Raw genomic sequence first — 26,588 nt, 5'->3', positions numbered from 1 at the left:
GTTCTCCGGAAAGAGGTTAGGCGCGCACCGCCGACATACCCTGCAGGAAAGCGTCCAGGGCCGGGCCGATGCTCTCGACCATGTAGCCGCCTTCCTGCACCACCACTGTGGGCAGGGCCAGCGCCTGGATGCGCTCGCCGATATGGCGATAGGCTTCGAGGTCCAGCTTCAGCACGCTGATGGGGTCGTCCTTATAGGTGTCAAAGCCCAGGGCCAGCACCAGTGCCTGGGGGCGGTAGTCGCGCAGCGCCACCAGGGCGCTGTCCAGGGCCTGCAGAAAGACGTCGTTGGCGGCCCCGTGCGGCAGCGGAAAGTTCAGGTTGTAGCCATGGCCGCTGCCGTAGCCGCGCTCATGGGCGTAGCCGGTATAGAAGGGGTAGTAGGTGCTGGGGTCGGCGTGCAGCGACAGCGTCATGACGTCGGCGCGCTGATAGAAAATATTCTGCGTGCCGTCGCCATGGTGGGCATCTACGTCGAGTACCGCGACCCGCGACCAGGTCTGCGTCAGCCGCTGGGCGGCCGCGGCGCTGCTGTTCAGGTAGCAGAAGCCGCCTGCGCGATCACGGTGCGCATGGTGCCCGGAAGGCCGGCACAAAGCATAGGCCATGCTCTGGTGCTGGCGCACCCAGTCGGCTGCCGCCACTGCGCTGTGCGTCGAGCGCAGGGCCGCGCGCCAGGTATGGGGGCCGACCGGGCAGGACAGGTCGCTCAGGTAATAGCCGGTCTGGGCCACGATGGAGGGCGACGGGCAGGGCGGGCGCGCGGGCAGCTCATGGCGGCCGCTGTAGTAGGGCGACAGATTCGGCAGCACCTCCTCGCCCGGATCCAGACCTTCGTCGCGCAGCGCCTGCCAACGGGTATAGGCGTGCTCCAGGTAGTCCAGATAGGCCTCGCTATGCACGCCTGCCAGCGGTTCGCGGCCGAAATCGGGCGGGGCCTGCACATCGATGCCGCGCGACTGCAGCTGGGCGCGCAGCGTTTCGGCGCGCGCCGGCACATCGGTCGGCGCGCTGATGCGGCCCAGGCGCATGAACTGCTGCGGCAGGTGCAGTAATTGTTCTTCCGCAAAAAATGCCTTCATGGCGATCCTCGTAGGCGGCGTCAGGCTTGCTTGATCTCGATTTCGATGAACACGAACTCGCTATCGTTCGGGTTGATCACGTTGTGTTCGACGCCGACCGGGCGGGTATACGACACGCCGGTGGTCAACTGGCTCTCGCGCTGGCCCTCGGGGGTTTCCAGCAGCAGCTTGCCGGTGGTCTGCGGCACGACGACATAATGCATGCCGTGGCGGTGCCAGCCGGTTTCGGCTCCGGGCGGAAAGCGCCACTCGGTCACCAGAACGTGCTCATTGTCGATCTGTACGGTCGGAATGGCAGCAGGACGTTGCATAGCGTGTCTCCTTGATATGTCAGGGGGCGGGCTGGCCGCGCAGGGCCTGGCCCAGTATGTCCAGCGCTTCATCCATCAGCGCATCGCCGATGGTGAGCGGAAAAAGAAAACGAATCACATTGCCCTCGGCGCCGCAGGTCAGCAGCAGCAGGCCCTGTTCCAGCGCCAGGGATTGCACCCGCCGCGCAAACTCGGGGCTGGGCGTGTTGGAGCCGGGGTGCGTGAACTCTGCGGCCACCATCGCGCCCAGGGCACGCACCTCGGCCAGTTCAGGGATCTCGGCGGCCAGTTCGCGCAGGCGGCCCGCCAGGCGGTCGCCCAGCTGACGGCCACGCGCCAGGAGGTCTTCCTCATCGATGACCTCAAGGACCTGCAGCGCCGCTGCCACCGCCAGCGGATGGCCGGCATAGGTGCCGCCCAGCCCGCCCGGGGCCGGCGCGTCCATCAGTTCGGCCCGGCCACACACGGCCGACAGCGGGAACCCGCCGGCCAGACTCTTGGCCATGACGGTCAGATCGGCCGCGACGTCGTAATGCTCCATGGCGAACAGCTGGCCGGTGCGCCCGAAGCCGGTCTGCACTTCATCGGCGATCAGCAGGATGCCGTAGTCGTCGCAAAGCGCGCGCAGGGCGCGCATGAACTCGGGCGGGCAGATATTGAACCCCCCCTCGCCCTGGACCGGCTCGATCAGGATGGCCGCCACGCTGTGCGGGTCGATGTCATGGCGGAACAGGGTGCGCAGCCCGGCCAGCGCATCGTCGCTGCTGATGCCGGCCAGGGCGTTGGGGAAGGGCGCATGGAAGATTTCGCCCGGAAACGGGCCGAAGCCCACCTTGTAGGGGTTGACGCGCCCTGTCAGCGCCATGCCCAGCAGCGTGCGGCCATGAAACGCCGAGCCGAAGGCGATCACGCCCGGCCGGCGCGTGGCCGCTCGGGCGATCTTCACGGCGTTCTCCACCGCCTCGGCCCCGGTGCTGAACAATGCCGTCTTCTTGGCGAAGTCTCCCGGCACGCGCGCATTGAGTTGTTCGGCCAGCTCGATGTAGCTGGTGTAGGGCACGATCTGGTAGGCGGTGTGGGTGAAGCGCCCCAGCTGCGCCTTGACGGCGGCCTCCACGCGCGGATGGCGGTGGCCGGTGTTGAGCACGGCGATCCCGCCGGCGAAGTCGATGTAGCGCCGGCCCTCCTGGTCCCAGATTTCTCCGTTCTCGGCCCGGTCTGCGTAGAAATTGCACATCACGCCCACCCCGCGCGGCGTGGCGGCCGCGCGGCGGGCGTTCCAGTCGGCCGGGCTGACCGGCGGGCGCGAGGTCATGAGCGGCTCCTGGTGATCATGTGGTTTCGGCCTGGGTCGGATCCCAGTGCTGGCCAGGCACCGCGGCGATCAGTTGCTGGGTATACGGGTTTTGCGGTCGGTCGAAGATCTGCCCCGGGCTGCCATGCTCGACCACCTTGCCCCGGTGCATGACCAGCACGGAATTGCAGATCTGGGCCGCGACGCGCAGATCGTGGGTGATGAAGATCATGGCGATGCGCAGGCGTTGCTGCAATTCGTGCAATAGTTGCAGCACCTGGGCCTGCACCGAGACGTCCAGCGCCGAGACCGACTCGTCGGCAACCAGCACCTTGGGCTCCAGCGCCAGGGCGCGGGCGATGCCGATGCGCTGGCGCTGCCCGCCCGAGAACTGGTTCGGATAACGATCGAAGGCCGAAGGGTCCAGCCCGACCAGCGTGAGCAGCTCGCGGGTGCGCCGTTCGGCCTGCTCGCGCGTGGCGCCGTTGGCGACCGGGCCGTCGCTGATGATGCGCCCGACGGTCTGGCGCGGATTCAACGAGGCGAAGGGATCCTGGAAGATCATCTGGATATCCTTGCGCAGTGGCCGGAACTGGGATTCCGGCAGCCCGGCGATATCGCGACCATTGAAGATCAACTCGCCGCCGTCGATGCCGATCAGCTTGAGAAGGCACTTCCCGATGGTGGACTTGCCCGATCCGGATTCGCCCACGATGCCCAGTGTCTCGCCGCGCCGCACTTCGAAGCTCACGCCATCGACGGCGTTGACCACACGTTTGCGCCCGAACAGACCGCCATGGCCGGTGACATAGGTCTTCTGCAGATTGCGCACGCGCAGCACCGGCGCCTCGGTCTCCAGGCTGGGCCGGTCTTCGGCGCGGCGGTGCGGCACCGCCGCGATCAGGCGCCGGGTATAAGGGTGCTGAGGGCGGTTCAGCACCTGTTCGGCCGGGCCTTGTTCGACCAGAATGCCTTTTTCCATCACCGCGACCCGGTGCGCAATCTCGGCCACCACACCGAAATCGTGGGTGACGAACATCACCCCCATGCCTTTTTCCTTCTGGATGCGTGCGATCAGCGCCAGGATCTGCGCCTGGGTGGTCACATCCAGCGCCGTGGTCGGCTCGTCGGCGATCAGCAGGGCCGGCTCCAGCGCCAGGGCCATGGCGATCATCACGCGCTGACGCTGGCCGCCCGACAGACGGAAGGGGTAGACATGGTAGAGCGTGGCGGGATCCGGCAGGCCCACGAAGGCCAGCAGCTCCAGCACGCGCTGCTGGCGCGCCGCGCCCGGGTAGGCATTGTGCACGCGCATGACTTCGGAGATCTGCTCGCCCACGGTCATCAGCGGATTCAGGGCCGACAGCGGCTCCTGGAAGATCATCGCCATGTCTTTGCCGCGCATGCCCAGCAGAGTCTCCTCGGGCTGCACCAGCAGATCGCGCCCCTGGAAAAGGATCTCGCCCTGCTGGGGCTTGAGGTAGTCAGGCAGCAGGCCCATGATCGCATTGGCGCTCATGGACTTGCCCGATCCCGACTCGCCCACGATGCACAGGATCTCCCCGGCGCGGATGTCATACGAGACGTCCTGTACGGCGAAGGGGCGGTCGCCGCCGGCAGGCAGGGCGATGCTCAGGTTGCGGATGGACAGCAGCGGGACGTCGCGTTCAGCGGGTTGTTGCATGGCTGGCCTCCTATTCGCCGCGCTTGCGCAGTTGCGGGTTGAGGGCGTCGTTGAGCCCTTCGCCGATCAGGTTGATGGCCAGCACCGTCAGCAGAATGGCCACTCCCGGCCATACGCTCATCCACCACGCTTCCCGGATCATGGTCCGGGCCGCGCCGATCATGAAACCCCAGCTCATCATGTTGCGGTCGCCCAGGCCCAGAAAGGAAAGCGAGGACTCGGTCAGGATCGCGGTGGCCACCATGAAAGAGGCCGACACGATGATGGGCGACATGGCATTGGGCAGGATCTGGCTGCTGACGATGCGCCCAGGCGTCTGGCCGATCACGATGGCCGCCTGCACGAACTCGCGCTGCTTGAGCGTCATGAACTCAGAGCGCACCAGGCGTGCGGCCGGCGGCCAGGACACCACGGCGATGGCGCCCATGATCGAGTACATCGACGGGCCCAGCACGGCCACCAGCACGACCGCCATAGCCAGCTGCGGAATCGTCTGGAAGAACTCGGTAAAGCGCATCAGCGCGTCGTCGATGCGCCCGCCGCAGTAGCCGGCGATGGCGCCGATGGCGATGCCGAACAGCAGCGCCACTCCGGTCGAGAGCAATCCCACCATCAGCGAGACGCGCGCGCCCCACACCAGCCCGGCGGTAATGTCACGGCCGAGCATGTCGGTGCCGAAGGGGTAGGCCGCATCGGTAAACGGCGGAATTAGCGGCGCGGCCACCATCATCCAGGGCGATTCTTCGTACAGCAGCGGCGCGGCCAGGGCGATCAGCACCACGGTGGTGACGATGATCAGGCCGGCCACCGCGCCGTAGTTGCGCATATAGCGTTTGACAAAGCCATTCATGCTGCGGCTCCTTGCTTGCCCCCGGCGGCGATGCGCGGGTCGATGAAGCGATAGACCATGTCGGTGATCAGGTTGAAGGCCACGACCATGATGGACGTCACCAGGAAAATGCCCAGCAGCAGCTGGTAATCGCGCTGCAGCAAGGCATCGAACATCAGGCGTCCGATGCCCGGCCAGGCAAACACGGTCTCGGTGAGCACCGCACCACCGGCCATCTGCCCGAGTTGGATCCCCGCAAAGGTGATGACCGGCAGCAAGGCGTTGCGCAGCACATGAGCGCGGATCACCCGGGCGGGCGGCACGCCCTTGGCGCGGGCGGTCTTGACGAAATCCATGCCGATGACTTCAAGCATCGAGGCGCGCGTCAGGCGCACATAGACGGCCATGAAGAAGCACCCCAGGGTCACCGTCGGCAGTACCAGATGCTGGGCGATGTCCCAGACCCGCGCCATGCCGGTGAGCTTGGATCCCACAGTCTCCATCCCGAATGCAGGCAGCCAGCCCAGCGTGACCGAGAACAGCAGGATGCCCATCAGCGACAGCCAGAACAGCGGCGTGGCGTACAGCAGCAGGGCGCCGCTCATTACCGTGCTGTCGATCCAGCGCCGCTTGTTGGCGTAGCGGGCCTTGGCCGCCACGACACCGAGCGCCACGCCCAGGATGATGGAAAACAGAAAGGCGCAGATCATCAGCAGAAAGGTCGCCGGCAAGCGTTCCAGGATGAGGTCCAGCACCGGCACGTGATTGCGATAGGAAAAGCCCAGGTCGAGTTGCGCCACCCCTTTGAGGTAGATGGCCAACTGGGTCAGGACAGGCTGGTCCAGGCCGAATTGCACGCGCAACTGTTCGACATAGGCGGGGTCGCCCGCACCCGCCTGGCCTGCCAGCACGGCGGCCGGGTCGCCCGGCGCCATGCGGATAAGGAAAAAGTTGATGATCACCACCCCAAGCACGACCACCAGCGCTTTGGCCAGCCGGGAGGCAAAGAAAGACAGGAATTTCATGCATGCATCTCCAGGGAACAGCACAGCCGCCGGCGATACTGCCCGCCGGCAGGGGCGCGGGCCGCGAAGGCAGCCCGCGCCTGCCCTTATTTCTGCTCGATGTAGACGTCGTCAAAGGTCTCGTTCAGGCCGATGGCGGTCTGCACGAGGTTCTTGACCTTGCTGCGATACAGCGTGGGGAACTCCATGTCCACCAGGAAGCCGTTGGCGACGTCGCGGGTCAGCATCACCTGGATCTGCGTATACAGTTCCTGGCGCTTGGCCGGGTCGACCTCGGCTGCGGCCTTGAACCACAGCTTGTCGGCCTCCGGATTGCGATAGCCCTGCACGTTCGCAAAGGGCGAGCCCTTGACGATGTTGTCGGCGATGTACAGGCGTTCCACGCCGAGCGCCGGGTCGCCATACTGGTAGCTGTAGGTGGTGGTCAGGTCGAAGTCCCAGTCGCCGGTGCGCGCGGCCCAGCCGCCGGCATCGGTGGATTCGGTGTTGACCTTGAAGCCCAGCTGCTCCAGCGATTGCTTGGTGTATTCGCCCAGACGATCCCAGGTCGACCCGTACGGGAAACCCAGCTGGCGGATGGTGTAGTCCTGCGGATTGATGCCGGATTCCTTGATCAAGGCACGCGCCTGCTTCATGTCGAAGGGCATGGGAGGCGTGTTCTTGTCATAGAACATCTCGGTGTACACCAGCGGCCCGGTGGAAATCTTGCCCTGGCCAAAGAAGATGTTGTCCACCACCATCTTGCGGTTCATGGCGGCCATGATCGCCTGGCGCACCTTGACGTTGTCAAAGGGTGGCTTGCGCATGTTGAAGATCAGGTATGCCTGGGGCGAGAACATCTCCCAGCCCTTGGTGGTGTACTCGGTATTGGGCAGGGCGCGCACCCGGCGCACGTCCACGTCGTCGATGTCGCCGCCGCGCAGCACGTCCACGCTGCCACGCTCATAGGCCACCGCGCGCGAGGCCGCATCCGGGATCACGTTGAAGATCAGCTCATCGAGATAGGGCTTGCCCGGCTTCCAGTAGTCGGGGTTGCGCTCCAGCTTGACGAACTCGCCCCGCTTCCATTCCTTGAACTTGAAGGGGCCGGTGCCGACCGGCTTCTGGTTGGCCGGGTTGGTGGCGTAGTCGGTGCCGGCGTAGATGTGCTTGGGCATCATGGGCGCAAAACCCGGCTCGAACATCAGCATGAAGGCGGGAAAGGGCGCCTTCAGATGCATCACCACGGTGTGATCGTCGATTTTCTCGACCCGGTCCAGGTGCTTGCCCAGGATCACGCGGGCGCGGCCGTGCACCTTGGGCAGCATGTCCATCATCGAGAATACGACGTCATCGGCGGTGAAAGGCTTGCCGTCATGCCACTTGACGCCCTCTTGCAGATGGAAGGTATACGACAGCCCGTCGGGGCTCGCTTCCCAGGACTTCGCCAGGCCGGGCTGCGGCTTCAGGTCGAAGCTGTAGGTCAGCAGGCTCTCGTAGATTTTGCCAGTGATGAATTGGGTCGGCCCTTGCTGGTTAAGGGCGGGGATCAGGATGGGCGGCTCGGGCTGCACGATCATGCTGAGCGTGCCGCCCCGCGTCTGGGCCCAGGCGGCGCCCGAAGGCAACATGGCGGCCAGCGCCACGGCGCAGGCGGAGAGTTTGAGGGCGTGTTTCAGTTTCACTGCGGACCTCCCGGCGGTCTTGAGATGGATGGCCGCGCGCCGCCCCGTTGGCGGGCGGCGGCTGCCTGTGCGTTGCCGGCTGCGCGATCAGCGCACCGGATGCTGCATTGCGGTGAAGAAAACTGCCTGCCGCACACCGCTGCGGCATTTGAGGCGGCCCCCGGGGTTCAGCCGGGGGCGCTCAATCTGGGCCGATGGCCGGGCGCGCGGGGCGCTGCGGCTGCGGGTGTCGTGGGGCGAAGGACCCCATGCGTCGCGTGTCGTTTGTCCGTTTGCAAGTTTTTCCCCTTTGCATTTTCTGGACTTCGTTCTGATGCCATCGCAGCGTATCGAATATTTGGCACTCTCCATAGATCCAAAAGCGGCAGGCTCGAAGGTGCCACTTTGGATCGCGTCATCACGGTTCGAGATAAACGTCGGCAAAGGTCTCGTTCACGCCGATGGCGGTCTGCACCAGGTTCTTGACCTTGCTGCGATACAGGGTCGGGAATTCCATGTCCATCAGGAAGCCGTTGGCCACGTCTTCGGTGAGCATGGTCTGGATCTGCGAGTAGAGCGCCTGGCGTTTGGCCGGATCGCTTTCGGCCGCCGCCTGCGCCCAGAGCTTGTCGGCCTCCGGATTGCGATAGCCCTGCACGTTCGCAAAGGGCGAGCCCTTGACGATGTTGGACTCGGTGTAAAGACGCTCCACCCCCAGCGCCGGGTCGCCGTACTGGTAGCTGTAGACCATGGTCAGGTCGAAGTCCCAGTCGCCAGTGCGCGCGGCCCAGCCGCCGGCATCGGTCGCCTCGAGTTCGACCTTGAAGCCCAGTTGCTCCAGCGATTGCTTGGTGTATTCCCCTAGACGGTCCCAGCTCGATCCATAGGGCAGGCTGAGTTGGCGGATGGTGTAGTCCTGCGGATTGACGCCGGATTCCTTGATCAGGGCGCGCGCCTGTTTCATGTCGAAAGGCATGGGGGGCGTGTTCTTGTCATAGAACATCTCGGTGTATACCAGCGGGCCGGTGGAGATCTTGCCCTGGCCGAAGAAGATGTTGTCCACCACCATCTTGCGATTGATCGCGGCCATGACGGCCCGGCGCACCTTGACGTTGTCGAACGGCGGCTTGCGCATGTTGAAGAGCAGGTAGGCCTGGGGCGAGAAGATCTCCCAGCCCTTGGTGGTGTACTCGGTATTGGGCAGTGCCCGTATCCGGCGCACGTCCACGTCGTCGATGTCGCCGCCGCGCAGCACGTCCACGCTGCCACGCTCATAGGCTACCGCGCGCGAGGCTGCATCCGGGATCACGTTGAAGATCAGCTCATCCAGATAGGGCTTGCCCTCCATCCAGTAGTCGGGGTTGCGCTCCAGCTTGACGTATTCGCCCCGCTTCCATTCCTTGAACTTGAAGGGACCGGTGCCGACCGGCTTCTGGTTGGCCGGGTTGGTGGCGTAGTCGGTGCCGGCATACAGATGCCTGGGCATCATCGGCGAGAAGCCGGGGCCGAACACCAGCATGAAGGCCGGGAAGGGGGACTTCAGATGCAGGCTGACGGTGTGCTCGTCGATTTTCTCGGCACGATCCAAATATTGCTTGAAGATGACCCGGGCCAGCGCATGGGTCTTGGGCAGCATCTCCGTCATGGTGAACACCACGTCATCGGCCGTGAACGGCTTGCCGTCGTGCCACTTCACGCCTTCCTGCAGATGGAAGGTATAGGTCAGCCCGTCGGGGCTGACTTCCCAGGATTTGGCCAGGCCGGGCTGCGGCTTGAGGTCGAAGCTGTAGGTCAGCAGCCCTTCATAGATCTTGCCGGTGATGTACTGCGTGGGGCCTTGCTGATTGAGCGCCGGGATCAGCATGGGCGGTTCCGGTTGCACGATCATGCTGAGGGTGCCGCCGCGTGTCTGGGCCCAGGCGGTGGTGGCGGGCAGGGCAAGGCTCAGGGCCAGGGCGCAGGAAGACAGTTTCAGCAGACGGGACAGTTTCAAAGCAGGCTCCAGAAGAAAACGGGCGGTGAGCGCGGTGCGCTGGGCATGGGCGAGCGCCGCCCGCACGCAGGCGGGGACCGGCGTGGCACGGGACATCGCAGGGAGGAAGCGGGACGGCCGCTAGAGCGGGGGCTGATCCAGGGTGGGGAAGGTGGCGCAGCGAAGCGCGCCAGGAATGCGGTCAGGAAATGGGCAGGCCGGCGGGCCGCCGCATATGCGGTGATGATGCATTGGCAAGTGTCTCCCCTTGCAAATGGTGTGGCGATGGTGCGTGCCATTGCCGTTTTTCATAATGGAGAAGCCTATCGGATATTTGGTACTCTCAATAGATCCAGAACGATTCCATTTTCAGGTGCCACTTTGAAAGAGCTGATTCTGTCGGAGCGAGTGCTGCAACGTCTGGACCGGCGCGCCACGGTGGCGCTGTCGCGCCAGGTCTGTGACACCTTGCGCGCCCTGATCCTGGCGGGCGAGCTACCCGCCGGGGCCAAGATGCCCGCCACCCGGGTGCTGGCTGCCGACACGGCCCTGTCGCGCAACACCATCCTGCACGCCTATGACCAGCTCACCGCCGAAGGCTATCTGACCGCCGCCTTCGGCAGCGGCACCTTTGTCTCCGATACCGTGCCCCAGCCCCAGGAGGCCTGGAGCGACGAGCCTGACACGCAGCCGCCGGCCACGCCGTTTCTCTTGTCGCGGCGAGGCAGCAAGCTGGTGCAGGAGGCCTCGGCCTCGGATCGCCAGCTCGGTGCCTTCGTCTCCGGCGTGCCTGACGTATCGCTCTTTCCCCGCGCCATCTGGAATCGCCTGCTCAGCCGTCGCTGGCGTCAGCAGACACCGGAACTTCTGACCTATTCCTATGGCGCCGGCTATCTGCCGCTGCGCCAGGCCGTGGCCGAACACCTGCGTCTGGCGCGCTCGGTCCGCTGCGAGGCCGATCAGGTCGTCATCACCACCGGTATCCATCAGTCGATCAGCCTGCTTGCGCGTTTGCTGGGCGATCACGGCAACACCGCCTGGATGGAAGACCCGGGTTACTGGGGCGCGCGCGCCACGCTCGTGGCCTGTGGCATCACGCCGGTGCCGGTGCCGGTCGACGAAGAAGGCATGGCGCCGCAGGCCGAACAGCTGCAACAGCCGCCGCGCTTCATCTTCCTCACCCCATCGCACCAGTATCCGTTGGGCATGATCATGAGCCTGGCGCGCCGCCGCATGCTGCTCGAGTACGCCCACAAGCGTGGCGCCTGGATCATTGAAGACGACTACGACAGCGAGTACCGTTTTGACGGCCGGCCCATCGGCTCGCTGCAGGGCCTGGATCCCCACGATCGCGTGCTGTACCTCGGCACCTTCTCCAAGACGCTGTTCCCAGGTTTTCGCATGGGCTACATGGTGCTGCCGCGCCGCCTGGCCGCGCATTTCGCGACCGGTCTGTCCGAGCTGTACCGCGAAGGGCGCCTGATGGACCAGGCGGTGCTGGCCGACTTCATCGAGGGCGGCCACTACGCCAGCCACATCCGCCGCATGAAGCAGTGCTACGCCACCCGCCAGGCGCTGCTGCGCGCGGCGGTGGCGCGTCATTTCGGCGCCGACTGGCCGGTCTCGACCCATGAGGCCGGCCTGCATCTGGTGCTGCATCTGCCCGAAGGCGTGGATGACCTCGGCATTTCCATCGCCGCCCGTACCCTGGGGCTGACGGCCCGGCCGCTGTCGCGCTATTACGCCAACGAGGCCTGGGCCCGGCCGGGGTTGCTGCTGGGTTATGCCTGTGTGCCCGACGAGGAAATCGCTCCGGCCTTCGAACGGCTGGTGCAGGTCATCACGCCGGCGCTGGAGCATACCCGACGCACGCAAGGGCGCGCCCCGTCCAGCGAACGCATCAACGACCAGGCCTGGAGCGGCGCCTGAGGTTCTTTGCCTTATTGCCCGGCGCGCCTATATCATGCACGGCAGGCGCGCCACGGTGGGCGCGCATCCATGGAGACAACGGGTGGCAGCAAGGAAACACAGAATCGCCGTGATCCCCGGCGATGGCATCGGCAAGGAAGTCATGCCCGAAGGGCTGCGCGTGCTTGATGCCGCGGCGGCGCGGTTTGACATCGGCTTCCAGTGGGATCACTTCGACTGGAGCTGCGACTATTACGCCAGGCACGGCAAGATGATGCCGGATGACTGGAAGACGCAGATCGGTTCGCACGAGGCCATTTTCTTCGGCGCGATCGGCTGGCCCGAGACGGTGCCCGATCACGAAGCGCTGTGGGGATCGCTGTTTCGCTTTCGCCGCGAGTTCGACCAGTACATCAACCTGCGTCCGGTGCGCCTGATGCCGGGCGTGCCCACGCCGCTGGCCAATCGCAAGCCGGGCGACATCGACTTCTTCATCGTTCGCGAGAACACCGAGGGAGAGTACTCCAACAGCGGGGGTTGCCTGTTCGAGGGTACCGAGCGCGAGGTCGTCATCCAGGAAAGCGTGTTCACGAGGGTGGGCGCCGAGCGCGTGCTGAAGTTCGCCTTCGAGCTCGCGCGCAAGCGCGGCAAGCACCTGACGGCTGCCACCAAGTCCAACGGCATTTCGATTTCCATGCCTTGGTGGGACGAGCGGGTGGCAGAGATGGCCGGCCAGTACCCCGACGTGCGCTGGGACAAATATCACATCGATATCCTCTGCGCGCACTTCGTGCAGCATCCTGATTGGTTCGATGTGGTGGTGGCCTCCAACCTGTTCGGCGACATCCTTTCCGATCTGGGCCCGGCCTGCACCGGTACCATCGGCATTGCGCCTTCGGCCAATCTCAACCCCGAGCGCAAATTCCCGTCCCTGTTCGAGCCGGTACATGGTTCGGCCCCGGACATCTACGGCAAGGGCATCGCCAACCCGATCGGGCAGATCTGGAGCGGCGTGCTGATGCTGGACTTCCTCGGCTACCCCGAGGCCGCCCAGGCTGTCATGAAGGCGATTGAAACGGTGCTGGCCGATGGGCCGCGCACGCCCGACATGAAGGGTCAGGCCAATACCGCAGAGGTCGGGCGCGCCATCGCCGAGTTGGTGGCCAAAGGCCACTGAGCCGGGGACGGGCCTCCGGCTGCGGCCCTGTCCGGCCAACGGCCGTGACCCGACACTGCAGCGCCGATGGCGCGTGCATCGGACAGGCCATCCGGAGCAGGCTCCGGATGGCCTTTGCCTTGCCGGCTTACTTGCCGCTATTGAGCGTGTTGAAGCTGGTCATCAGGTTGCGGTAGTCGGGGATGTGGTTCGAGAACAGCGCGCCCAGGCCCTCGATGTCGTTGCGCCAGTCTCGGTGCAGCTCGCAGGCTACCCCGAACCAGCTCATCAACTGTGCGCCGGCCTGCGACATCCGTTCCCAGGCGGCCTGGCGGGTGATCTCGTTGAACGTGCCCGACGCATCGGTCACCACGAACACGTCGTAGCCTTCTTCCAGCGCCGACAGCGCCGGGAAGGCAACGCAGACCTCGGTCACCACGCCCGCGATGATCAACTGCTTGCGGCCCGTGGCCTTGACGGCCTTGACGAAGTCTTCGTTGTCCCAGGCATTGATGTTGCCGGGGCGAGCGATATAGGGCGCATCCGGAAACTGGGCCTTGAGTTCCGGCACCAACGGGCCGTTGGGGCCGTTCTCGAAGCTGGTCGTCAGGATGGTCGGCAGCTTGAAGTAGGCTGCGAGATCGCCCAGCGCAAGCACATTGTTCTTGAACTTGTCGGGGTCGATATCGCGCACCAGCGACAGCAGGCCGGTCTGGTGGTCGACCAGCAGCACGGCGGCACCATCTTTGTTCAGGCGGACATAGGGTTTGCTCATGGCTTGCTCCTTGGGCAAGTGGGGTGCCGGGCACCGGGGGAAGGCCGGCCGCCGGGGGAGGCGGCCGGCATGTCAGGACAGGCTGGCCGGCTTCAGGCCGGCATCTGGCCGAAACGGCCGCTGTTGAAATCCGAGATGGCCTGCACGATTTCCTCGTGGCTGTTCATCACGAAGGGGCCATGGCCGACAATGGACTCGTCGATCGGCTCTCCGGTCAGCAACAGCACCGAAGCCTCGCCATTGGCCTCGATGGCCAGCGCCTGGCCATCGCGATCCAGCACAACCATCTGCCCGTCGCGCGCAATGGCGTTGCCGTTGACCTGCACGGTTCCGTGCAGCACGACCAGGGCCGTGGTCCAGCCGGCCGGGACCCGCAAGGCGCTGTAGCTGCCCTGCTTCAGGCGCAAGTCCCACACCGACAGCGGCGAGAACGTCTCGGCCGGGCCTTGCTGGCCGTCATACTCGCCTGCGATGACCCGCAGCTTGCCCGCGCCGTTGGGCAGGGCCACTTCGGGGATCTGGCCCGCGGTGATGGCCTGATAGCGCGGCGGGGTCATCTTGGATTGCGCCGGCAGGTTGACCCACAGCTGCACCATTTCCAGCATGCCGCCCTGCTCGCTGAAGGCAGGCGAATGGAACTCTTCATGCAGAATTCCGGCGCCCGCCGTCATCCACTGCACATCGCCAGGCCCGATCACGCCGCCCTGGCCGGTGGAGTCGCGGTGCGCGACTTCACCCTTGTAGACGATGGTGACCGTTTCAAAGCCGCGGTGCGGGTGCTGGCCCACGCCGCGCGGCGTGGCCGTCGGGGTGAACTCTGCCGGACCGGCATAATCCAGCAGCAGAAAAGGACTCAGTTGCCGGCCGTGGCCGTTATACGAAAACAGCGAGCGCACCGGAAATCCATCGCCGACCCAGTGGGGGCGGGGAGCGCTGTAGACGCCGAGAATCTTTTTCATGGTGATCTCCTGATGATCCGTGTGGGATACGATGGAGACAGATTAAATATAGGACGATATTCTGGCTAGTGTGCTAGATTCGAGTTCACAGTTCTGTTAATGGAACGCTGGATCGGGTATGCAGGATCTCAACGATTTGTACTATTTCGTCCAGGTGGTCGACCATGGCGGCTTCGCGCCTGCCGGGCGCGCCCTGGGGATTCCCAAATCCAAGCTCAGCCGGCGTCTGGCCATGCTCGAGGAACGGCTGGGCGCGCGTCTCATCCAGCGTTCGACCCGCCATTTCGCGGTCACCGAGATAGGCCTGCGCTACTACGAGCATTGCCGTGCCATGCTGGTCGAGGCGGAGGCGGCCCAGGAGGTGATCGACATCTCGCGCGCCGAGCCGCGCGGGGTGGTGCGCCTGACCTGTCCGATCGCCTTGCTGCATGCCAATGTGGGGCCGATGCTGGCCGACTTCATGGCGGCCCATCCGTTGATCAATCTGCATCTGGAAGCAAGCAACCGGCGCGTGGACGTGGTCAGCGAAGCCGTGGATGTGGCCATCCGGGTGCGTCCGCCTCCCCTGGAAGACAGCGATCTCGTCATGCGCGTGCTGGCCGACAGGGGGCAATGCCTGGTCGCCAGCCCGGGCCTGGTGCAACAGCATGGTTTTGCCGCCACGCCGGGCGAACTCGATGGCTGGCCCAGTCTGGGTCTCGGGCCGCCGCATGGGCCGCAGCGCTGGGAGCTGTTTGGCCCCGACGGCGCTCAGGCCACGGTTTATCACCAGCCGCGCTTTGTCACCTCCGACATGGTGGCCCTGCGCGATGCCGCGCTGGCGGGGGTAGGGGTGGTGCAACTGCCCAGGCTGATGCTGCGCCACCATCTGGAAAGCGGCGAGCTGGTCTGTGTCGTGCCGGGCTGGGAGCCAAGGCGCGAGATCATTCACGCCGTATTTCCCTCACGCCGCGGCATTCTGCCGTCGGTGCGCTTGTTGATCGATTTTCTCGCCCAGCGCTTTCAGGATCTGGTCGAAGACTAGGCCTGGCCGGCGAGCCGGCCGCGTTGCGCCAGGCCGGTGTGCAGCGTGTCGATCATCATGTCGAAAACCGCCGTGGTATCCAGTTCGGTAAAGCGCGGCATCAGGCGGCGCAGCCAAGGCAGGTCGGGCAGGGGCAATTGTTCCAGTTCGGCTACCTCGGGTGCCGTCGCGCGGCGGATCAGGCCGCCGATTTCTCCCAGGATCAGCCCATACACGGCGGCATACCACCCCACGCAGGCCGCGGGCATTTCCGCTTCGGGCAAACCGGCCTCCTGCAGGGCCTGATACACCATCTCGATATGGACATAATCGGCCGCGCCAGTATTCAGGAAGCGCTGCATCAGGCGGAAGGTGTGCGGGTACTGCAAAGCCAGCCGGCGATATTGGCCGGCCAGGTCGGCCAGGCGGCCTGCCCAGGGCAGGGCGGTATTGGCCGGTAGCAATCGGGCATTGAGCCAGTCGGCCATGGCGCGCTGCAGGCCCTCCTTGGATTTGAAGTGATACAGCACCGCCATGGGGTCGCAGCCCACCTGTTCGCCCAGTTTGCGTAAAGAAAACCCGCTTTCTCCGCCTGCCTCCATCAGCAGCACTGCCGCCGCCACCAGGGCCTCCTTGGACAGGCTTTGGGAGCGGGGGCCGGGCTTGGCGCGGGCTGTGGTCATGCGGTTTTTTCCTTTCCAGATAATGCGGCGGTCAGCGCAGTCGCCCTGGCCGATTTTTGACAAAGACGTATTCTACGCCGTAGAATTTATTTTTCTACATCGTAGAAATAGTACCCCGGGGCGCGCCAGAACTGGCCCTGGGCATTCAGCAGAACGGAACGCCACGCTTACGGCGCGTGATCGTGGCCTTCCGCTCTGTGCCTCGCCGCAGCGGCTCGCGCCCTGGGGCAAAGACACAGGACTCCCATTCATCATGGACGTATATAAACCCACCTTACTGGAAGACGCCGGCAACACAGCAACCCGACTTAAACTCGATCAACGCCTCTGGAACTGGCAGCCTGCCCACCAGGAGCCTGCGCCCGCGACCTATTACGAAGCCTCGCTGGCGCCCTGGCCGCGCTTTGCGCCGCTGCCGCATGACCGCCATTGCGACGTGCTGGTCGTGGGCGGCGGCCTGCTTGGCGCATCGACCGCGCTGCATCTGGCCCAGGCAGGCCTGGATGTGGTGCTCGTGGAAAAAGACAGCATCGGCTCGGCCGCCTCGGGCCGCAATGGAGGCCAGCTCACGCCGGGCCTGGCGCGCTGGGAGGCGGCCGACATGATCGCCAACCTGCCCCTGCCCGAGGCCAGGCGCCTGTGGCGCATGGCCTCGGTGGAAGCCATGGAACTCATCGACGAGATCGCGGCACGCCACGGCCTGGATTTCGACCGTCGCCGCGGCCACCTCACGGCGGCCGTGCATCCCGGCCACATGAGCGCCCTGGTCGAAGGGGCCGATGCGCGCCGTCACCTGGGCGATGCTACGGTCGAGATTGCGGGCGCCTATGAGCTCGAGCAGCACATCCGCTCGAGCCTCTATCACGGTGCGGCGATCGACCGTCTGGGTGGTCAGCTGCACCCGCTGGCGCTGCTGCGTGGCCTTGTTCACGGCCTGCTGCAATATGGCGGCACCGTGCACGAAGACACCGAAGTGCTGGAGATTGCGCAAAGCCCGCAAGGTGCCCAGGCCGTGACCGCCAACGGCCTCATCACCGCGCGCAAGGCCCTGGTGCTGGCCGTGCACCATACCTCCTTCCGTTTTCTGTCACATGACAAGCACACGACGGTGCCGTTCTATACCTACGTAGGCGTCACCGCGCCGCTGGAGATCGACACGGCCGAACTGCTGCCCTCTGACATGGCGGTCTACGACACACAGTTCCAGATCGACTACTACCGGGCCGTACCGCGCAACCGCTTGCTGTTCGGCGGCCAGGGCACGGGCGGCAGCTGGTCGCCGGAGCGCATCAACGATTACCTGACTGGCCGAATTCATACCGTGTTCCCACAACTGGCGCCGGCGCAGCTTGAATTCTCCTGGAGCGGCATCAGCGACTTCACCCTCAACGGCGCCACCGACTGTCGTAAAACCGACGATGCCGCGCCCATTTATCTGGTGCACGGCTGGAGTGGACACGGCGTGGCGCAAACCGTGCGCATCGGCAAGGCCATTGGCGACGACGTCACCGGTCGCAATGACGACTTTGCCATGCTGGCAGGCATCGAACACCGCCAGATCCCCTTGGGACGTCAGCTCTCGGCCATGGCGATCCCGCTGGTCAAGGCCGCCATGGGCATGGTCAATGCCCTCAACCCGGGACGTCTGGTGTCGTTCTGAAGGCGCGTCTTCTGCAAGGTCCACCTGGCTGAGGCCGCATGTCCCCAGCGGGGACACGCGGCCATGCCACGTTGTCGTTCTTTATCTGGGACACTGATGGCGGTTTTCAGCGTCTAGGCAGGGCATCGTCCCAGATTGATACTTCGCAGGCCAACCCCGGCGACATCCTTATCCAACCAGGAGCCCATGCCATGAGTACGCCTGCCAATTTCCACAACCAGAAACCCGTCATCGATCCGGCCAATGCCGTGATGTTGCTGATCGATCACCAGAGCGGCTTGTTCCAGACCGTGGGTGACATGCCGATGCCCGAACTGCGCCAGCGCGCCGCGGCGCTTGCCACCCTGGCCAGCCTGGCCAACATCCCGGTCATTACCACCGCCTCGGTGCCGCAAGGCCCCAACGGCCCCTTGATCCCGGAAATCCACCAGAACGCGCCCCATGCCCAATACGTAGCGCGCAAGGGGGAAATCAACGCCTGGGACAACCCCGAGTTCGTCGCCGCCGTCAAAGCCTCCGGCAGAAAACAGCTCATCATTGCGGGCACCATCACCAGCGTATGCATGGCGTTTCCCGCCATCAGCGCCGTGCATGACGGCTATCAGGTCTTCGCCGTGATCGACGCCTCGGGGACGTACAGCAAAATGGCCCAGGAGATTACCCTGGCGCGCGTGGTACAGGCCGGCGTCGTCCCCATGGACACCGCCGCCGTCGCCTCCGAACTGCAACGCACCTGGAACCGCGACGACGCCGCTGCCTGGGCCCAGGCCTACACCCAGATTTTCCCGGCCTACCAGTTGCTGATCGAAAGCTACGCCAAAGCGCAAGACGTGCAGCAAAACCAGGAAGTGCTGGACTCGATGCGCAAATAACCCGCTGCACCCGTAAAACAAAAAGCCTTGGACGCATTGCGTGTCCAGGGCTTTTTCGTGCGCAGTGTGGTGAAGCACAGGTTCAAGATTGCCAACGGCCATGATGGTCTCTGGCGAATGCCATGCTAGCCTTGCATCGTTCCATTTTGAACAGGCGCGATTACCCTGAAGTCGCCCGTGGTGAACGATTCAGCGCTGCTGCGGGTATCGTTTTCCGCAAACAGGTCTTGCCTGCCATCGAGCAAACTGGAGTGCCGTCTTGCGCCGTTTCGTTCTTCTTGTCCTTGCCTCTTTTTTTGTCATCTGGGCCATGGAGGCTTTTTGGCTTTCGCCATCGCCTCCCGGTGATCTGCCATGGGTGATGCGGCAAGAAGGCATGCTGCTCACCGGGATTTTGGCTCTGGGGGCCATGACGGCCGTCATGATCCTGGCTCTGCGACCCCGCTGGCTGGAGTCGCCTTTGGGTGGCATGGATAAAGCCTACCTGTTGCACAAATGGCTGGGCATCATTGCCATTGCGTTGAGCGTGGCGCACTGGCTGACCAAACAGTCGAAGCCTCTCATTGTCACAGCCATTGGCAATGCGGGCCGGCCGGCCAAAGTACCTGCGCCCGACTGGGTCGGTATTCTCAAGCCCTATGCCAAAACCTTGGGCGAATGGACTTTCTATGCGCTGATCCTGATGCTGGTCATTACGCTTGCGCGTCGGGCGGTGCCCTACAAACGCTGGTATTGGCTGCACCGCTTCATGCCGCTGGCATATTTGTTGCTGGTCTTCCATGGCATCGTGCTGACTCCTCCTGCTTATTGGGAGGGGTTGGGTGGCTGGCTGCTGGCCTTGACGATGATGCTCGGCATCGCGGCCGCCGTGAGGCAACTGTTGCGTGACCTGCGACCGCGCTATCCCCATGCAGGTACCGTCGTGTCGCTCGCGCAGCGTGGCGATGTGCTGGAAGTGCAATGCCGCATGGGAGATTCCTGGCCGGGCCATGACGCAGGGCAGTTCGTTTTTTTGCGCCTGCCAGGAGAGCAAGAGGCGCATCCGTTTACGTTATCCGATGCGGACAAGCAGAACCATCTCGTGCGCTTTCACATCAAGCAACGGGGCGACTGGACAGGCAGCCTGCGCGAACGCCTGGCGCCCGGCATTGCCGTTGAACTGGATGGCCCCTATGGCCGCTTCGTGCCGCCCGATCACGACGATGGCGCCGTGCATGTCTGGGTGGGCGCCGGCGTGGGCGCGACCCCCTTCCTGTCCTGGCTGGGCCAGCTTCACCAGGACGGCCATGCTCCCCAGGCCTGGCTGCAATATGCCTGTCAGCATGCGGTCGACCCCTTGGCTCAGGCGCTGCAAGAGGCTGCCGCGCGTCATCCCGACGTGCATCTGGACATCTTCGCCGACGGCCGTCGCTGGTCACCCACAGAGGTGCTCCAGCGATATCAGGCCGACAAACCACTGCAAGTGTGGTTCTGTGGCCCCGCGGCCATGGGCAAACAACTGGAACAAGCGCTCAAGCAATCATTGCCGGCGGCTTCCTGGCAACTGCACCGGGAACACTTCGCGTTTCGTTAAGCCAATCCTGGCCCGAGCAGAGGGCCACGCATTGCGCGAGGCAAACCAAGAAAACACAAGGTTTTCAGTATTTGGCCGCATAAGCTGATTTTCCATCAGCTACCGAAAATCACCGGGCGGACCTTGTGCCGTGGCGGCGGCACCAGCCGCAAAGCCAATAAAACAAGCCTGTAAAAACAAAAAAGCCTTGGAACACATGGTGTTTCCAAGGCTTTTCCGTCTGGAATTTTGGTGGAGCGGAGGAGGATCGAACTCCCGACCTTCGCATTGCGAACGCGACGCTCTCCCAGCTGAGCTACCGCCCCAAATCAGAAGACCAAAACTATACACCTTTTTTTAAGGCTTGGGTAGCAGCGCAGCCGCAAGGCGGCGCGCTGCGGGGGCTTGCGTCGGTTGTCGCGGAACCCCGCCGGAGGCGATCAGGGGAGCGCCGGCGGGATGAAGGCCGGGCCTTGTGGGCGGATGCGGATGCCGGGGGCGAGGCGGGTCCAGGGCAGGTCGGCGGGGTCGGCCTGCATGGGGCCGGGGGCCTTGGCGATAAGCACGGCCTGGGCGATGGGCTGGAAGTCGGCCCGGAAATGCACCGAGCTTTTGACGACCAGGATGGCGAGATCTTCGGGGTCGATGCCGCCCAGGCGGATGAGATTGCGATCGAGGGTCTGGGCCTTGTTGCTGCTGACGATGACGCTGACGCCGCGATGGCGCAGGCGGACGGTGGGGCCGACGTCGGCGTCCATGCCGTGCATCATGGGGCCGGCGTAGCGGGTCTTGCCCTCGGAGATGAATTCGACCAGGAACTCGCCCTCACAGGGGTGGTCGCCGGGTACGCCGGATTGGCCGCCGATGCTCAGCCGGACCGTGTTGCCGAGGCCGGCGGCCAGGGCGAGGGCCACGGCCGCGGGGTCGCACATGAGGCCGATGGCGGCATTCTGGGCGTCGGCCTCGATCAAGGCGCGCAGCAGGCCGGTGGTGTTGGCGTCGCCGCCGGCGCCGGGATTGTCCTGGGTGTCGGCGATGATGACCGGGCGGCTTGCGCCCCGGGCGAGTTGCTGCGCCTGGCGGACGGCCTCATCGGGCGCCAGGAAATCCGGCGACCAGTCGGCCTCCAGGGCCGCCACTTGTTCGGTCAGCGTGCGCACGGCGCTTTCCACCGCGTCGCGGTCGCTGCCATGGGCCCAGACCACCGGGCCGCATTCGGGAAAGTCGGCGGCCGGAAAGCCGGGGGCGTACGACAGGCTGGCCACGCCGTTCGTGGCAGCTTCCAGGCGGGCCAGATCGGCGTAGACGCCCTGGGCAGGTTCAAGCAGGGTGCACATGCCGTTGATCGGGATGAGAAACGGCAGGCGGCGCATGGCGGTGTGCCAGCCCGGGCCCGCTGCAATACGTGCCTGCAGCAGCGCGTAGGCACGCTCGCCGATGTCTGCCATGTCCACGTGCGGATAGGTGCGGAAGGCGACCAGTGCGCAGGCATTGGCCAGCATGGCGGCGGTGACGTTGGCGTGCAGATCCAGGCTGGCGACGATGGGTGTGTCGGGGCCCACGGCGGCGCGGACCCGGCGCAGGATTTCACCTTCGCCGTCGTCGTGGTCTTCCGTGACCATGGCGCCGTGCAGGTCGAGGTAGACGGCGTCGTAGCCGCCTTCGCGGGCGGCCGCGACGATCTCGCCGGTGATGCGCTCGAAGGCGTCGCGGGTGACGTGCGCCGAGGGGCTGGCGCCCGCCCAGATGACCGGCCGCAAGCGGTGGCCATCGGCCAGGGCGGCGTTGATGAAACCGCCTGCCGGGATGTTGACCTCGCGCAAGGCCAGCACGTCGTCGCCGCGCACCAGGGCCGGAAAGCCCTCGCCGCGCAGGAAGTTGTCATAGCCGGCCTTGGACGGCGCGAAGGTGTTGGTTTCATGCTGGAAACCGGCAACCAGGATATGCATGCGGGGCTCCTTGTCGAGATCAGGCGTTCTGGCCGGGGCGCGGCAGACGGGTAGTGATGAGCAGCAGGCCGCCGACGATCAGCAGGCCGGCGATGAGATACAGGCCGCTGGCCAGCGAACCGGTCATTTTCTGGGACCAGCCAATGAGCGAGGGGCTCAGGAAACCGCCAAGCAGTCCGATGCTGTTGATGAGCGCGATGCCGCCGGCGGCCGCCTCGCCACGCAGCACCTGGGAGGGAATGGCCCAGAACACGGTATAGGAGGCCCACATGAGCGCGGTGGCCAGGGTGATGGCGACCAACGCCGGCCAGAAGTCGCTGACCATGGCCGTGGCCAGACACAGGGCCAGGCCCGCCAGCAAGGCAGGCACCACGGTGTGCCAGCGTCGTTCCTTGTGGCGATCCGAGCTGCGTGCAAAGCCGATCATGGCGATCATGGCCACCAGATAGGGAGGGGCCGAGTACCAGCCGATGGCGCGCAGGTCAGTGATGCCCGCGAGCTTGAGCAAGGTGGGCAGCCAGAAACTGACGGCGTAGATGCCGCAGATCAGGCAAAAGTAGGTGGCCGCCAGCCGGTAGACGGTCGGGTTGCGCAACACGGCGCGAAATGGCTGGGCGGCGGCCGCTTCGCCCCGGCGGTTGAGGTCGCTGGCCAGCAGGGCCTTCTCTTCGGCATTGAGCCATTTGGCCTGCTCGGGCCGATCGGTCATGGTGAAAAAGGCGATCACGCCGAGCAGTACGCAAGGCAGGCCTTCCAGCAAGAACATCCATTGCCAGCCGGCCAGGCCATGGTCGCCGTTAAAGGCGCTCATGATCCAGGTCGAGACCGGACCACCGAACATGCCCCCGATCGGGCCCGCCAGCATGACCACCGCCATGACGCCGGCCATGCGGGATTGGGAATACCAGTACGTCAGATAGAAAATCATGCCGGGCGCAAAGCCGGCCTCGAACACGCCCAGCAGGAAACGCAGGGCATAGAACGTATATTCATCGCGCGCAAACAGCATGGCCGCGGAGGTCAGGCCCCACAGCACCATGATGCGGCTGATGGTGCGTCGTGCGCCGATCCGGTTGAGCAGCAGATTGCTGGGGACTTCAAACAGGACGTAGCCGAGAAAGAAAATCCCGGCGCCCAGGCCGTAAGCGGCATCCGACAGGCCGATATCGGCCTGCATCTGCAGCTTGGCGAAACCGATGTTCACCCGGTCCAGGTAGGCGAATACGTAACACAGCAGCAGAAAGGGCAGCAGGCGCCAGGTGATCTTGTCGTAAAGGGGTTTCAGGCGCGGATCCGGTACGCCGTCAGTCGGGGTGGCCATCGGTCAGTGTCTCCAGGGGCGGCAGGCGCCCGGTTGCCCATCAGCGTGGGTAATCAAGTAGGCTGGCCCGTCTCTGGCGGGCCGTGCTGCCGTCAAGGCAGGCTGCCATTATTGGCAGCGCGGCGGTGACGAACAAGAACACGGCTGCTACAGTATCGTTGCCCACAGGGCAACGATTAATCCAGGCTGTGCGCGGAGCGGTGATGCAGGAGATCAATCAGGCGCGGCTGCGCTATTTCTACGAAGTGGTGCGCTGCGGCTCGTTGCGGGCCGCCGCCGACAAGCTCGATACGGCGGCATCGGTCATCAGCAGGCAGGTCCGCCTGCTGGAGCAGGAGCTGGGCGTGACGCTGTTCGAGCGGCGCGGGCGCGGGGTGATCCCCACCGAAGCCGCCCAATTGCTGCTCGACTATCACCAGGGTTGTCAGGCTCAGCAGGAGCATCTGGCCGCAAGGCTGGAGGCCTTGCGCGGCATGCGCAGCGGCCAGGTGAAACTGGTCATCAGCGAGGGTTTCATCGACAGCCTGATGGATCAGGTGATCGGGCCCTTTTGTCACCGGCATCCGCAGATCCAGCTCGATGTGCATACCGCCTCGGTCAATGAGGTAGTCGAAAGCGTGGCGGGCGATGCCGCGCATCTGGGGCTGGCCTTCAACCCGCCTGTCGATCCGCGGGTGCGCTGTCGCCTGGCGGCCGTGCACCCGGTGCAGTTGCTGGCAGCGCCCGATCATCCCCTCGGCAGAGGGCAAGGGCCGCTCACGTTGCAGGAGGTGCTGGCTTATCCGTATGCTCTGATGTCGGCGCCCTATGGGCTGCGCCGTATCATCGATGTTGTCGAACTCACCGAACGCATACATCTCACGCCCAGCCTGACCACCAACTCATTGCGTGTGCTCAAACAGTATGTGGTCAGCGGCGCCGGGGTGACCTTGATGCCGGCGCTGGGCGCGCATCGCGAATTGGCTGCGGGTGAGTTGATCCGGCGGGCGCTGGCCCATCCGGTATTGGCGGCGACCCAGTGCCAGATGCTGGTGAGGGTGGGGCGGCCGCTCTCCGATGCGGCCCTGGAGGTCATGCGCCAGATCGCGAATCACTTGCCGGTGTTCCGGGGCGAGGCCGCCCCGGGCATGCCTGCCTAGTTCCAGGCCAGCGTCGCGATGACCGGGGTGTGGTCCGAAGGCTGCGGGTTGCCGCGCGGCCCCTTGTCGATCACGCAGGCCGTGCAGGCCTGTTTCAGGTCTTGCGACAGGAGAATGTGGTCGATGCGCAGCCCGGCATTGCGGCGGAAGGCGAACTGACGGTAGTCCCACCAGCTGAATGCCTTCTCGGGTTGCTCGAAATCGCGGAAGACATCGCTCAGGCCGAGATTGAGCAGGGCGCGCCAGGCGGCACGCTCCGGCTCCGAGACATGGACCTGGCCTTCCCATTTTTCCGGGTTGTGCACGTCGATGTCGGCCGGCGCGACGTTGTAGTCGCCCAGAATGGCCAGGCGCGGATACGTCTGCAACTCTTCCTTGAGCCAGTCGCGCAGCGCCGCGAACCATTCCAGCTTGTAGATGTACTTGTCGCTGTCCAGGCTTTGCCCGTTGGGGCAGTAGGCGCAGATGACGCGCACGTCCCCGGCCGGGCTGGGCAGGGTCACCGCGATCACGCGTTGCTGCGGATCTTCATAACCCGGGATATTGCGCTGCAAGGCGAAGCCCGGCTCGCGCGACAGGATGGCCACGCCGTTATAGGTTTTCTGGCCAGCCCAGGCGGCGTGATACCCGATATCGGTGAAGGCCTGCAGCGGGAACTTGTCATCACTCAGCTTGAGCTCCTGCAGGCACAGGGCATCGACCGGGTTGGCGGCGAGCCATTCGAGCACTTGCGGCAGGCGGACATTGAGGGAGTTGACGTTCCAGGTGGCTAATTGCATGAATCTTGTAGGTATATGATTTACTTGTATTTTATTTGATATTTTAGCGGATGCGTGTTGCTAGCTACTCATTTGGCTACTCACCTTGGGCGTGCTAGGCATTGTCACCACACATGAGCCCAGATGATACCCGGTCATGCTTCCTTCTTCCGCTTGCCGCGTTCGATCAGGGCCTGGACGCTCTCAACGGTGATCCTGGTAGCGTCCCCGATCTTGACCTGTTCGAGCTCGCCCTTCTTGACCAGGCGGTAGATCATGGTACGGGACAGTCCCATTGCTTGTTCGGCTTCACGCAGCCGATACAGCAGCCTCGGTGCCGACGTCGATTGGACTTGCTGAGCTTGATCCATCACGCTTCCCCCTCCTGCTGCTGGGCGACGAAGTCGATAGCGTCTGCAACCGCGCGCAGGTGTTTGGCTGCGCAAGCGTTGCAGATGACGCCCCTGTCCGTCACATAGGAGATATCCAGGCGCATCGAGAGTGTCAGGGTCGCCGTTACATCGCGTTCGCTCCACAAGGTGTCCTTATGGACTCCGAAGACCGACAATTCCGGCACTTCAGACCTGCACACATCGCACTCGTAAACCGTAGTTGTGGTGGTTTTGACGCCCATCACTCACCCCCTTCGCCCTGCTGGGCGGCAATGGCGGCGTCGTAGAGACGCTGGGCGCGGTTGTAGCCGATCATCAGGCATGCGCTCAGGACGGTCGGGCCGGGCTGGCTATGTGCCTGCACAAGCCAGTTCGCCGCGCCTTGCAGCGGGTCCTCTCCCCGTGCATCCCGCCCGTCTGCGGCAGCGCAGGCCTGGGGCGCGGCATACTTCTGATCGATCAGCATGCGGGACAACGCCCGCTGTATCCCTTCCTCGGTGATCGTGTCGCCCTCGCAATGGTCGATCAGATACGCCGGGAAGTTTTCCCACGCCACTGGCTTCGCCTCCCCGGCTACAGGGGCGCTTGCCAGGGCGGCAGTGGGCTCGGCGTAGAGTTGACC

24 protein-coding genes and 1 tRNA gene are annotated in these 26,588 nt (G+C 64.6%); 7 read left to right on the top strand and 18 right to left on the bottom strand.

Annotated features, from left to right (window positions below):
- Nucleotides 1-16 precede the first annotated feature (16 nt).
- The 8 genes from A7V84_RS14535 to A7V84_RS14500 all read right to left on the bottom strand — a co-directional run bounded on the left by A7V84_RS14535 (nucleotide 17) and on the right by A7V84_RS14500 (nucleotide 9,860).
- Nucleotides 17-1,081, bottom strand: coding sequence for a histone deacetylase family protein (locus A7V84_RS14535; protein WP_033534656.1), 1,065 nt, complete (start codon nucleotides 1,079-1,081; stop codon nucleotides 17-19).
- 20 nt (nucleotides 1,082-1,101) lie between these two features.
- On the bottom strand, nucleotides 1,102-1,392 hold the full coding sequence (locus A7V84_RS14530; protein WP_025516474.1) for a cupin domain-containing protein: 291 nt from the start codon (nucleotides 1,390-1,392) through the stop codon (nucleotides 1,102-1,104).
- Nucleotides 1,393-1,411: 19 nt separating this feature from the next.
- Nucleotides 1,412-2,707 carry a 4-aminobutyrate--2-oxoglutarate transaminase gene (gene gabT, locus A7V84_RS14525; protein WP_033534657.1) on the bottom strand — a complete coding sequence of 432 codons (1,296 nt, stop codon included), beginning with the start codon at nucleotides 2,705-2,707 and terminating at the stop codon, nucleotides 1,412-1,414.
- A 16-nt stretch (nucleotides 2,708-2,723) separates the two neighbouring features.
- Nucleotides 2,724-4,370, bottom strand: coding sequence for an ABC transporter ATP-binding protein (locus A7V84_RS14520; RefSeq protein ID WP_025516471.1), 1,647 nt, complete (start codon nucleotides 4,368-4,370; stop codon nucleotides 2,724-2,726).
- 10 nt (nucleotides 4,371-4,380) lie between these two features.
- Nucleotides 4,381-5,220: an ABC transporter permease gene (locus tag A7V84_RS14515; RefSeq protein ID WP_025516469.1), complete on the bottom strand. Its 840-nt coding sequence runs from the start codon at nucleotides 5,218-5,220 to the stop codon at nucleotides 4,381-4,383.
- Nucleotides 5,217-6,224: an ABC transporter permease gene (locus tag A7V84_RS14510; RefSeq protein ID WP_025516468.1), complete on the bottom strand. Its 1,008-nt coding sequence runs from the start codon at nucleotides 6,222-6,224 to the stop codon at nucleotides 5,217-5,219. Before A7V84_RS14510 ends, A7V84_RS14515 begins: the two co-directional genes overlap by 4 nt.
- A gap of 86 nt (nucleotides 6,225-6,310) precedes the next feature.
- Nucleotides 6,311-7,834, bottom strand: a complete 1,524-nt coding sequence (locus tag A7V84_RS14505; RefSeq protein ID WP_051348281.1) for an ABC transporter substrate-binding protein — start codon at nucleotides 7,832-7,834, stop codon at nucleotides 6,311-6,313.
- 451 nt (nucleotides 7,835-8,285) lie between these two features.
- Entirely contained in the window at nucleotides 8,286-9,860 is a 1,575-nt protein-coding gene (locus A7V84_RS14500; protein WP_025516464.1) for an ABC transporter substrate-binding protein, read from the bottom strand.
- A gap of 360 nt (nucleotides 9,861-10,220) precedes the next feature.
- Between A7V84_RS14500 and pdxR the strand changes: the two genes are divergently transcribed.
- Nucleotides 10,221-11,768, top strand: coding sequence for a MocR-like pyridoxine biosynthesis transcription factor PdxR (gene pdxR / locus A7V84_RS14495; protein WP_082833021.1), 1,548 nt, complete (start codon nucleotides 10,221-10,223; stop codon nucleotides 11,766-11,768).
- Nucleotides 11,769-11,802: 34 nt separating this feature from the next.
- The gene (locus A7V84_RS14490) at nucleotides 11,803-12,924 is read left to right on the top strand and encodes a tartrate dehydrogenase (RefSeq protein ID WP_063492175.1); all 1,122 of its coding nucleotides are present in this window, start codon (nucleotides 11,803-11,805) and stop codon (nucleotides 12,922-12,924) included.
- 127 nt (nucleotides 12,925-13,051) lie between these two features.
- Here the strand turns inward: A7V84_RS14490 and ycaC are convergent, their stop codons facing one another.
- Nucleotides 13,052-13,678, bottom strand: coding sequence for an isochorismate family cysteine hydrolase YcaC (gene ycaC / locus A7V84_RS14485; RefSeq protein WP_063492176.1), 627 nt, complete (start codon nucleotides 13,676-13,678; stop codon nucleotides 13,052-13,054).
- Between the two features lie 92 nt (nucleotides 13,679-13,770).
- Nucleotides 13,771-14,637 carry a pirin family protein gene (locus tag A7V84_RS14480; protein WP_063492177.1) on the bottom strand — a complete coding sequence of 289 codons (867 nt, stop codon included), beginning with the start codon at nucleotides 14,635-14,637 and terminating at the stop codon, nucleotides 13,771-13,773.
- 118 nt (nucleotides 14,638-14,755) lie between these two features.
- Here A7V84_RS14480 and A7V84_RS14475 point away from each other — a divergent pair, with 118 nt between their 5' ends.
- Nucleotides 14,756-15,661, top strand: a complete 906-nt coding sequence (locus A7V84_RS14475; protein ID WP_025516456.1) for a LysR family transcriptional regulator — start codon at nucleotides 14,756-14,758, stop codon at nucleotides 15,659-15,661.
- Here A7V84_RS14475 and A7V84_RS14470 read toward each other — a convergent pair.
- Entirely contained in the window at nucleotides 15,658-16,323 is a 666-nt protein-coding gene (locus A7V84_RS14470) for a TetR/AcrR family transcriptional regulator (protein WP_052125700.1), read from the bottom strand. The genes A7V84_RS14475 and A7V84_RS14470 overlap by 4 nt on opposite strands.
- A 253-nt stretch (nucleotides 16,324-16,576) precedes the next feature.
- On the opposite strand from A7V84_RS14470, the gene A7V84_RS14465 reads away from it, so the two are divergent.
- The 3 genes from A7V84_RS14465 to A7V84_RS14455 all read left to right on the top strand — a co-directional run bounded on the left by A7V84_RS14465 (nucleotide 16,577) and on the right by A7V84_RS14455 (nucleotide 20,428).
- Nucleotides 16,577-17,983 (top strand): NAD(P)/FAD-dependent oxidoreductase, encoded by a 1,407-nt coding sequence (locus tag A7V84_RS14465; protein ID WP_025516453.1) that lies wholly within the window; start codon nucleotides 16,577-16,579, stop codon nucleotides 17,981-17,983.
- 191 nt (nucleotides 17,984-18,174) lie between these two features.
- Nucleotides 18,175-18,855, top strand: a complete 681-nt coding sequence (locus A7V84_RS14460) for an isochorismatase family protein (protein WP_025516452.1) — start codon at nucleotides 18,175-18,177, stop codon at nucleotides 18,853-18,855.
- A gap of 259 nt (nucleotides 18,856-19,114) precedes the next feature.
- Nucleotides 19,115-20,428: a ferredoxin reductase family protein gene (locus A7V84_RS14455; RefSeq protein ID WP_025516451.1), complete on the top strand. Its 1,314-nt coding sequence runs from the start codon at nucleotides 19,115-19,117 to the stop codon at nucleotides 20,426-20,428.
- 229 nt (nucleotides 20,429-20,657) lie between these two features.
- Here A7V84_RS14455 and A7V84_RS14450 read toward each other — a convergent pair.
- From A7V84_RS14450 to A7V84_RS14440, 3 genes are all read right to left on the bottom strand, one after another.
- Nucleotides 20,658-20,733: transfer RNA gene (locus A7V84_RS14450), tRNA-Ala, on the bottom strand.
- A gap of 114 nt (nucleotides 20,734-20,847) precedes the next feature.
- Complete coding sequence (locus tag A7V84_RS14445) at nucleotides 20,848-22,356, bottom strand: M81 family metallopeptidase (RefSeq protein ID WP_025516449.1); 1,509 nt, start codon at nucleotides 22,354-22,356, stop codon at nucleotides 20,848-20,850.
- 19 nt (nucleotides 22,357-22,375) lie between these two features.
- Nucleotides 22,376-23,677 (bottom strand): MFS transporter, encoded by a 1,302-nt coding sequence (locus A7V84_RS14440; protein WP_025516446.1) that lies wholly within the window; start codon nucleotides 23,675-23,677, stop codon nucleotides 22,376-22,378.
- Between the two features lie 203 nt (nucleotides 23,678-23,880).
- On the opposite strand from A7V84_RS14440, the gene A7V84_RS14435 reads away from it, so the two are divergent.
- Nucleotides 23,881-24,816 carry a LysR family transcriptional regulator gene (locus A7V84_RS14435; protein WP_063492178.1) on the top strand — a complete coding sequence of 312 codons (936 nt, stop codon included), beginning with the start codon at nucleotides 23,881-23,883 and terminating at the stop codon, nucleotides 24,814-24,816.
- Here the strand turns inward: A7V84_RS14435 and xth are convergent.
- The 4 genes from xth to A7V84_RS14415 all read right to left on the bottom strand — a co-directional run.
- Nucleotides 24,813-25,595 carry an exodeoxyribonuclease III gene (xth, locus tag A7V84_RS14430; RefSeq protein WP_063492179.1) on the bottom strand — a complete coding sequence of 261 codons (783 nt, stop codon included), beginning with the start codon at nucleotides 25,593-25,595 and terminating at the stop codon, nucleotides 24,813-24,815. The two genes, A7V84_RS14435 and xth, sit on opposite strands and share 4 nt — an antisense overlap.
- Before the next feature lie 134 nt (nucleotides 25,596-25,729).
- The gene (locus tag A7V84_RS14425; protein ID WP_063492180.1) at nucleotides 25,730-25,945 is read right to left on the bottom strand and encodes a helix-turn-helix transcriptional regulator; all 216 of its coding nucleotides are present in this window, start codon (nucleotides 25,943-25,945) and stop codon (nucleotides 25,730-25,732) included.
- On the bottom strand, nucleotides 25,945-26,208 hold the full coding sequence (locus A7V84_RS14420; protein WP_063492181.1) for a hypothetical protein: 264 nt from the start codon (nucleotides 26,206-26,208) through the stop codon (nucleotides 25,945-25,947). Before A7V84_RS14420 ends, A7V84_RS14425 begins: the two co-directional genes overlap by 1 nt.
- Nucleotides 26,208-26,588: hypothetical protein (locus A7V84_RS14415; protein ID WP_204246501.1), on the bottom strand; the 381-nt coding region annotated here is incomplete at its 5' end. The genes A7V84_RS14415 and A7V84_RS14420, both read right to left, overlap by 1 nt.

Origin of the sequence: Bordetella trematum, assembly GCF_900078335.1 — a bacterium.
GTDB classification, from domain to species: Bacteria; Pseudomonadota; Gammaproteobacteria; order Burkholderiales; family Burkholderiaceae_B; genus Bordetella; species Bordetella trematum.
Note: the sequence above shows the minus strand (reverse complement) of the source record. Positions and strands in the feature narration are given on the sequence as shown.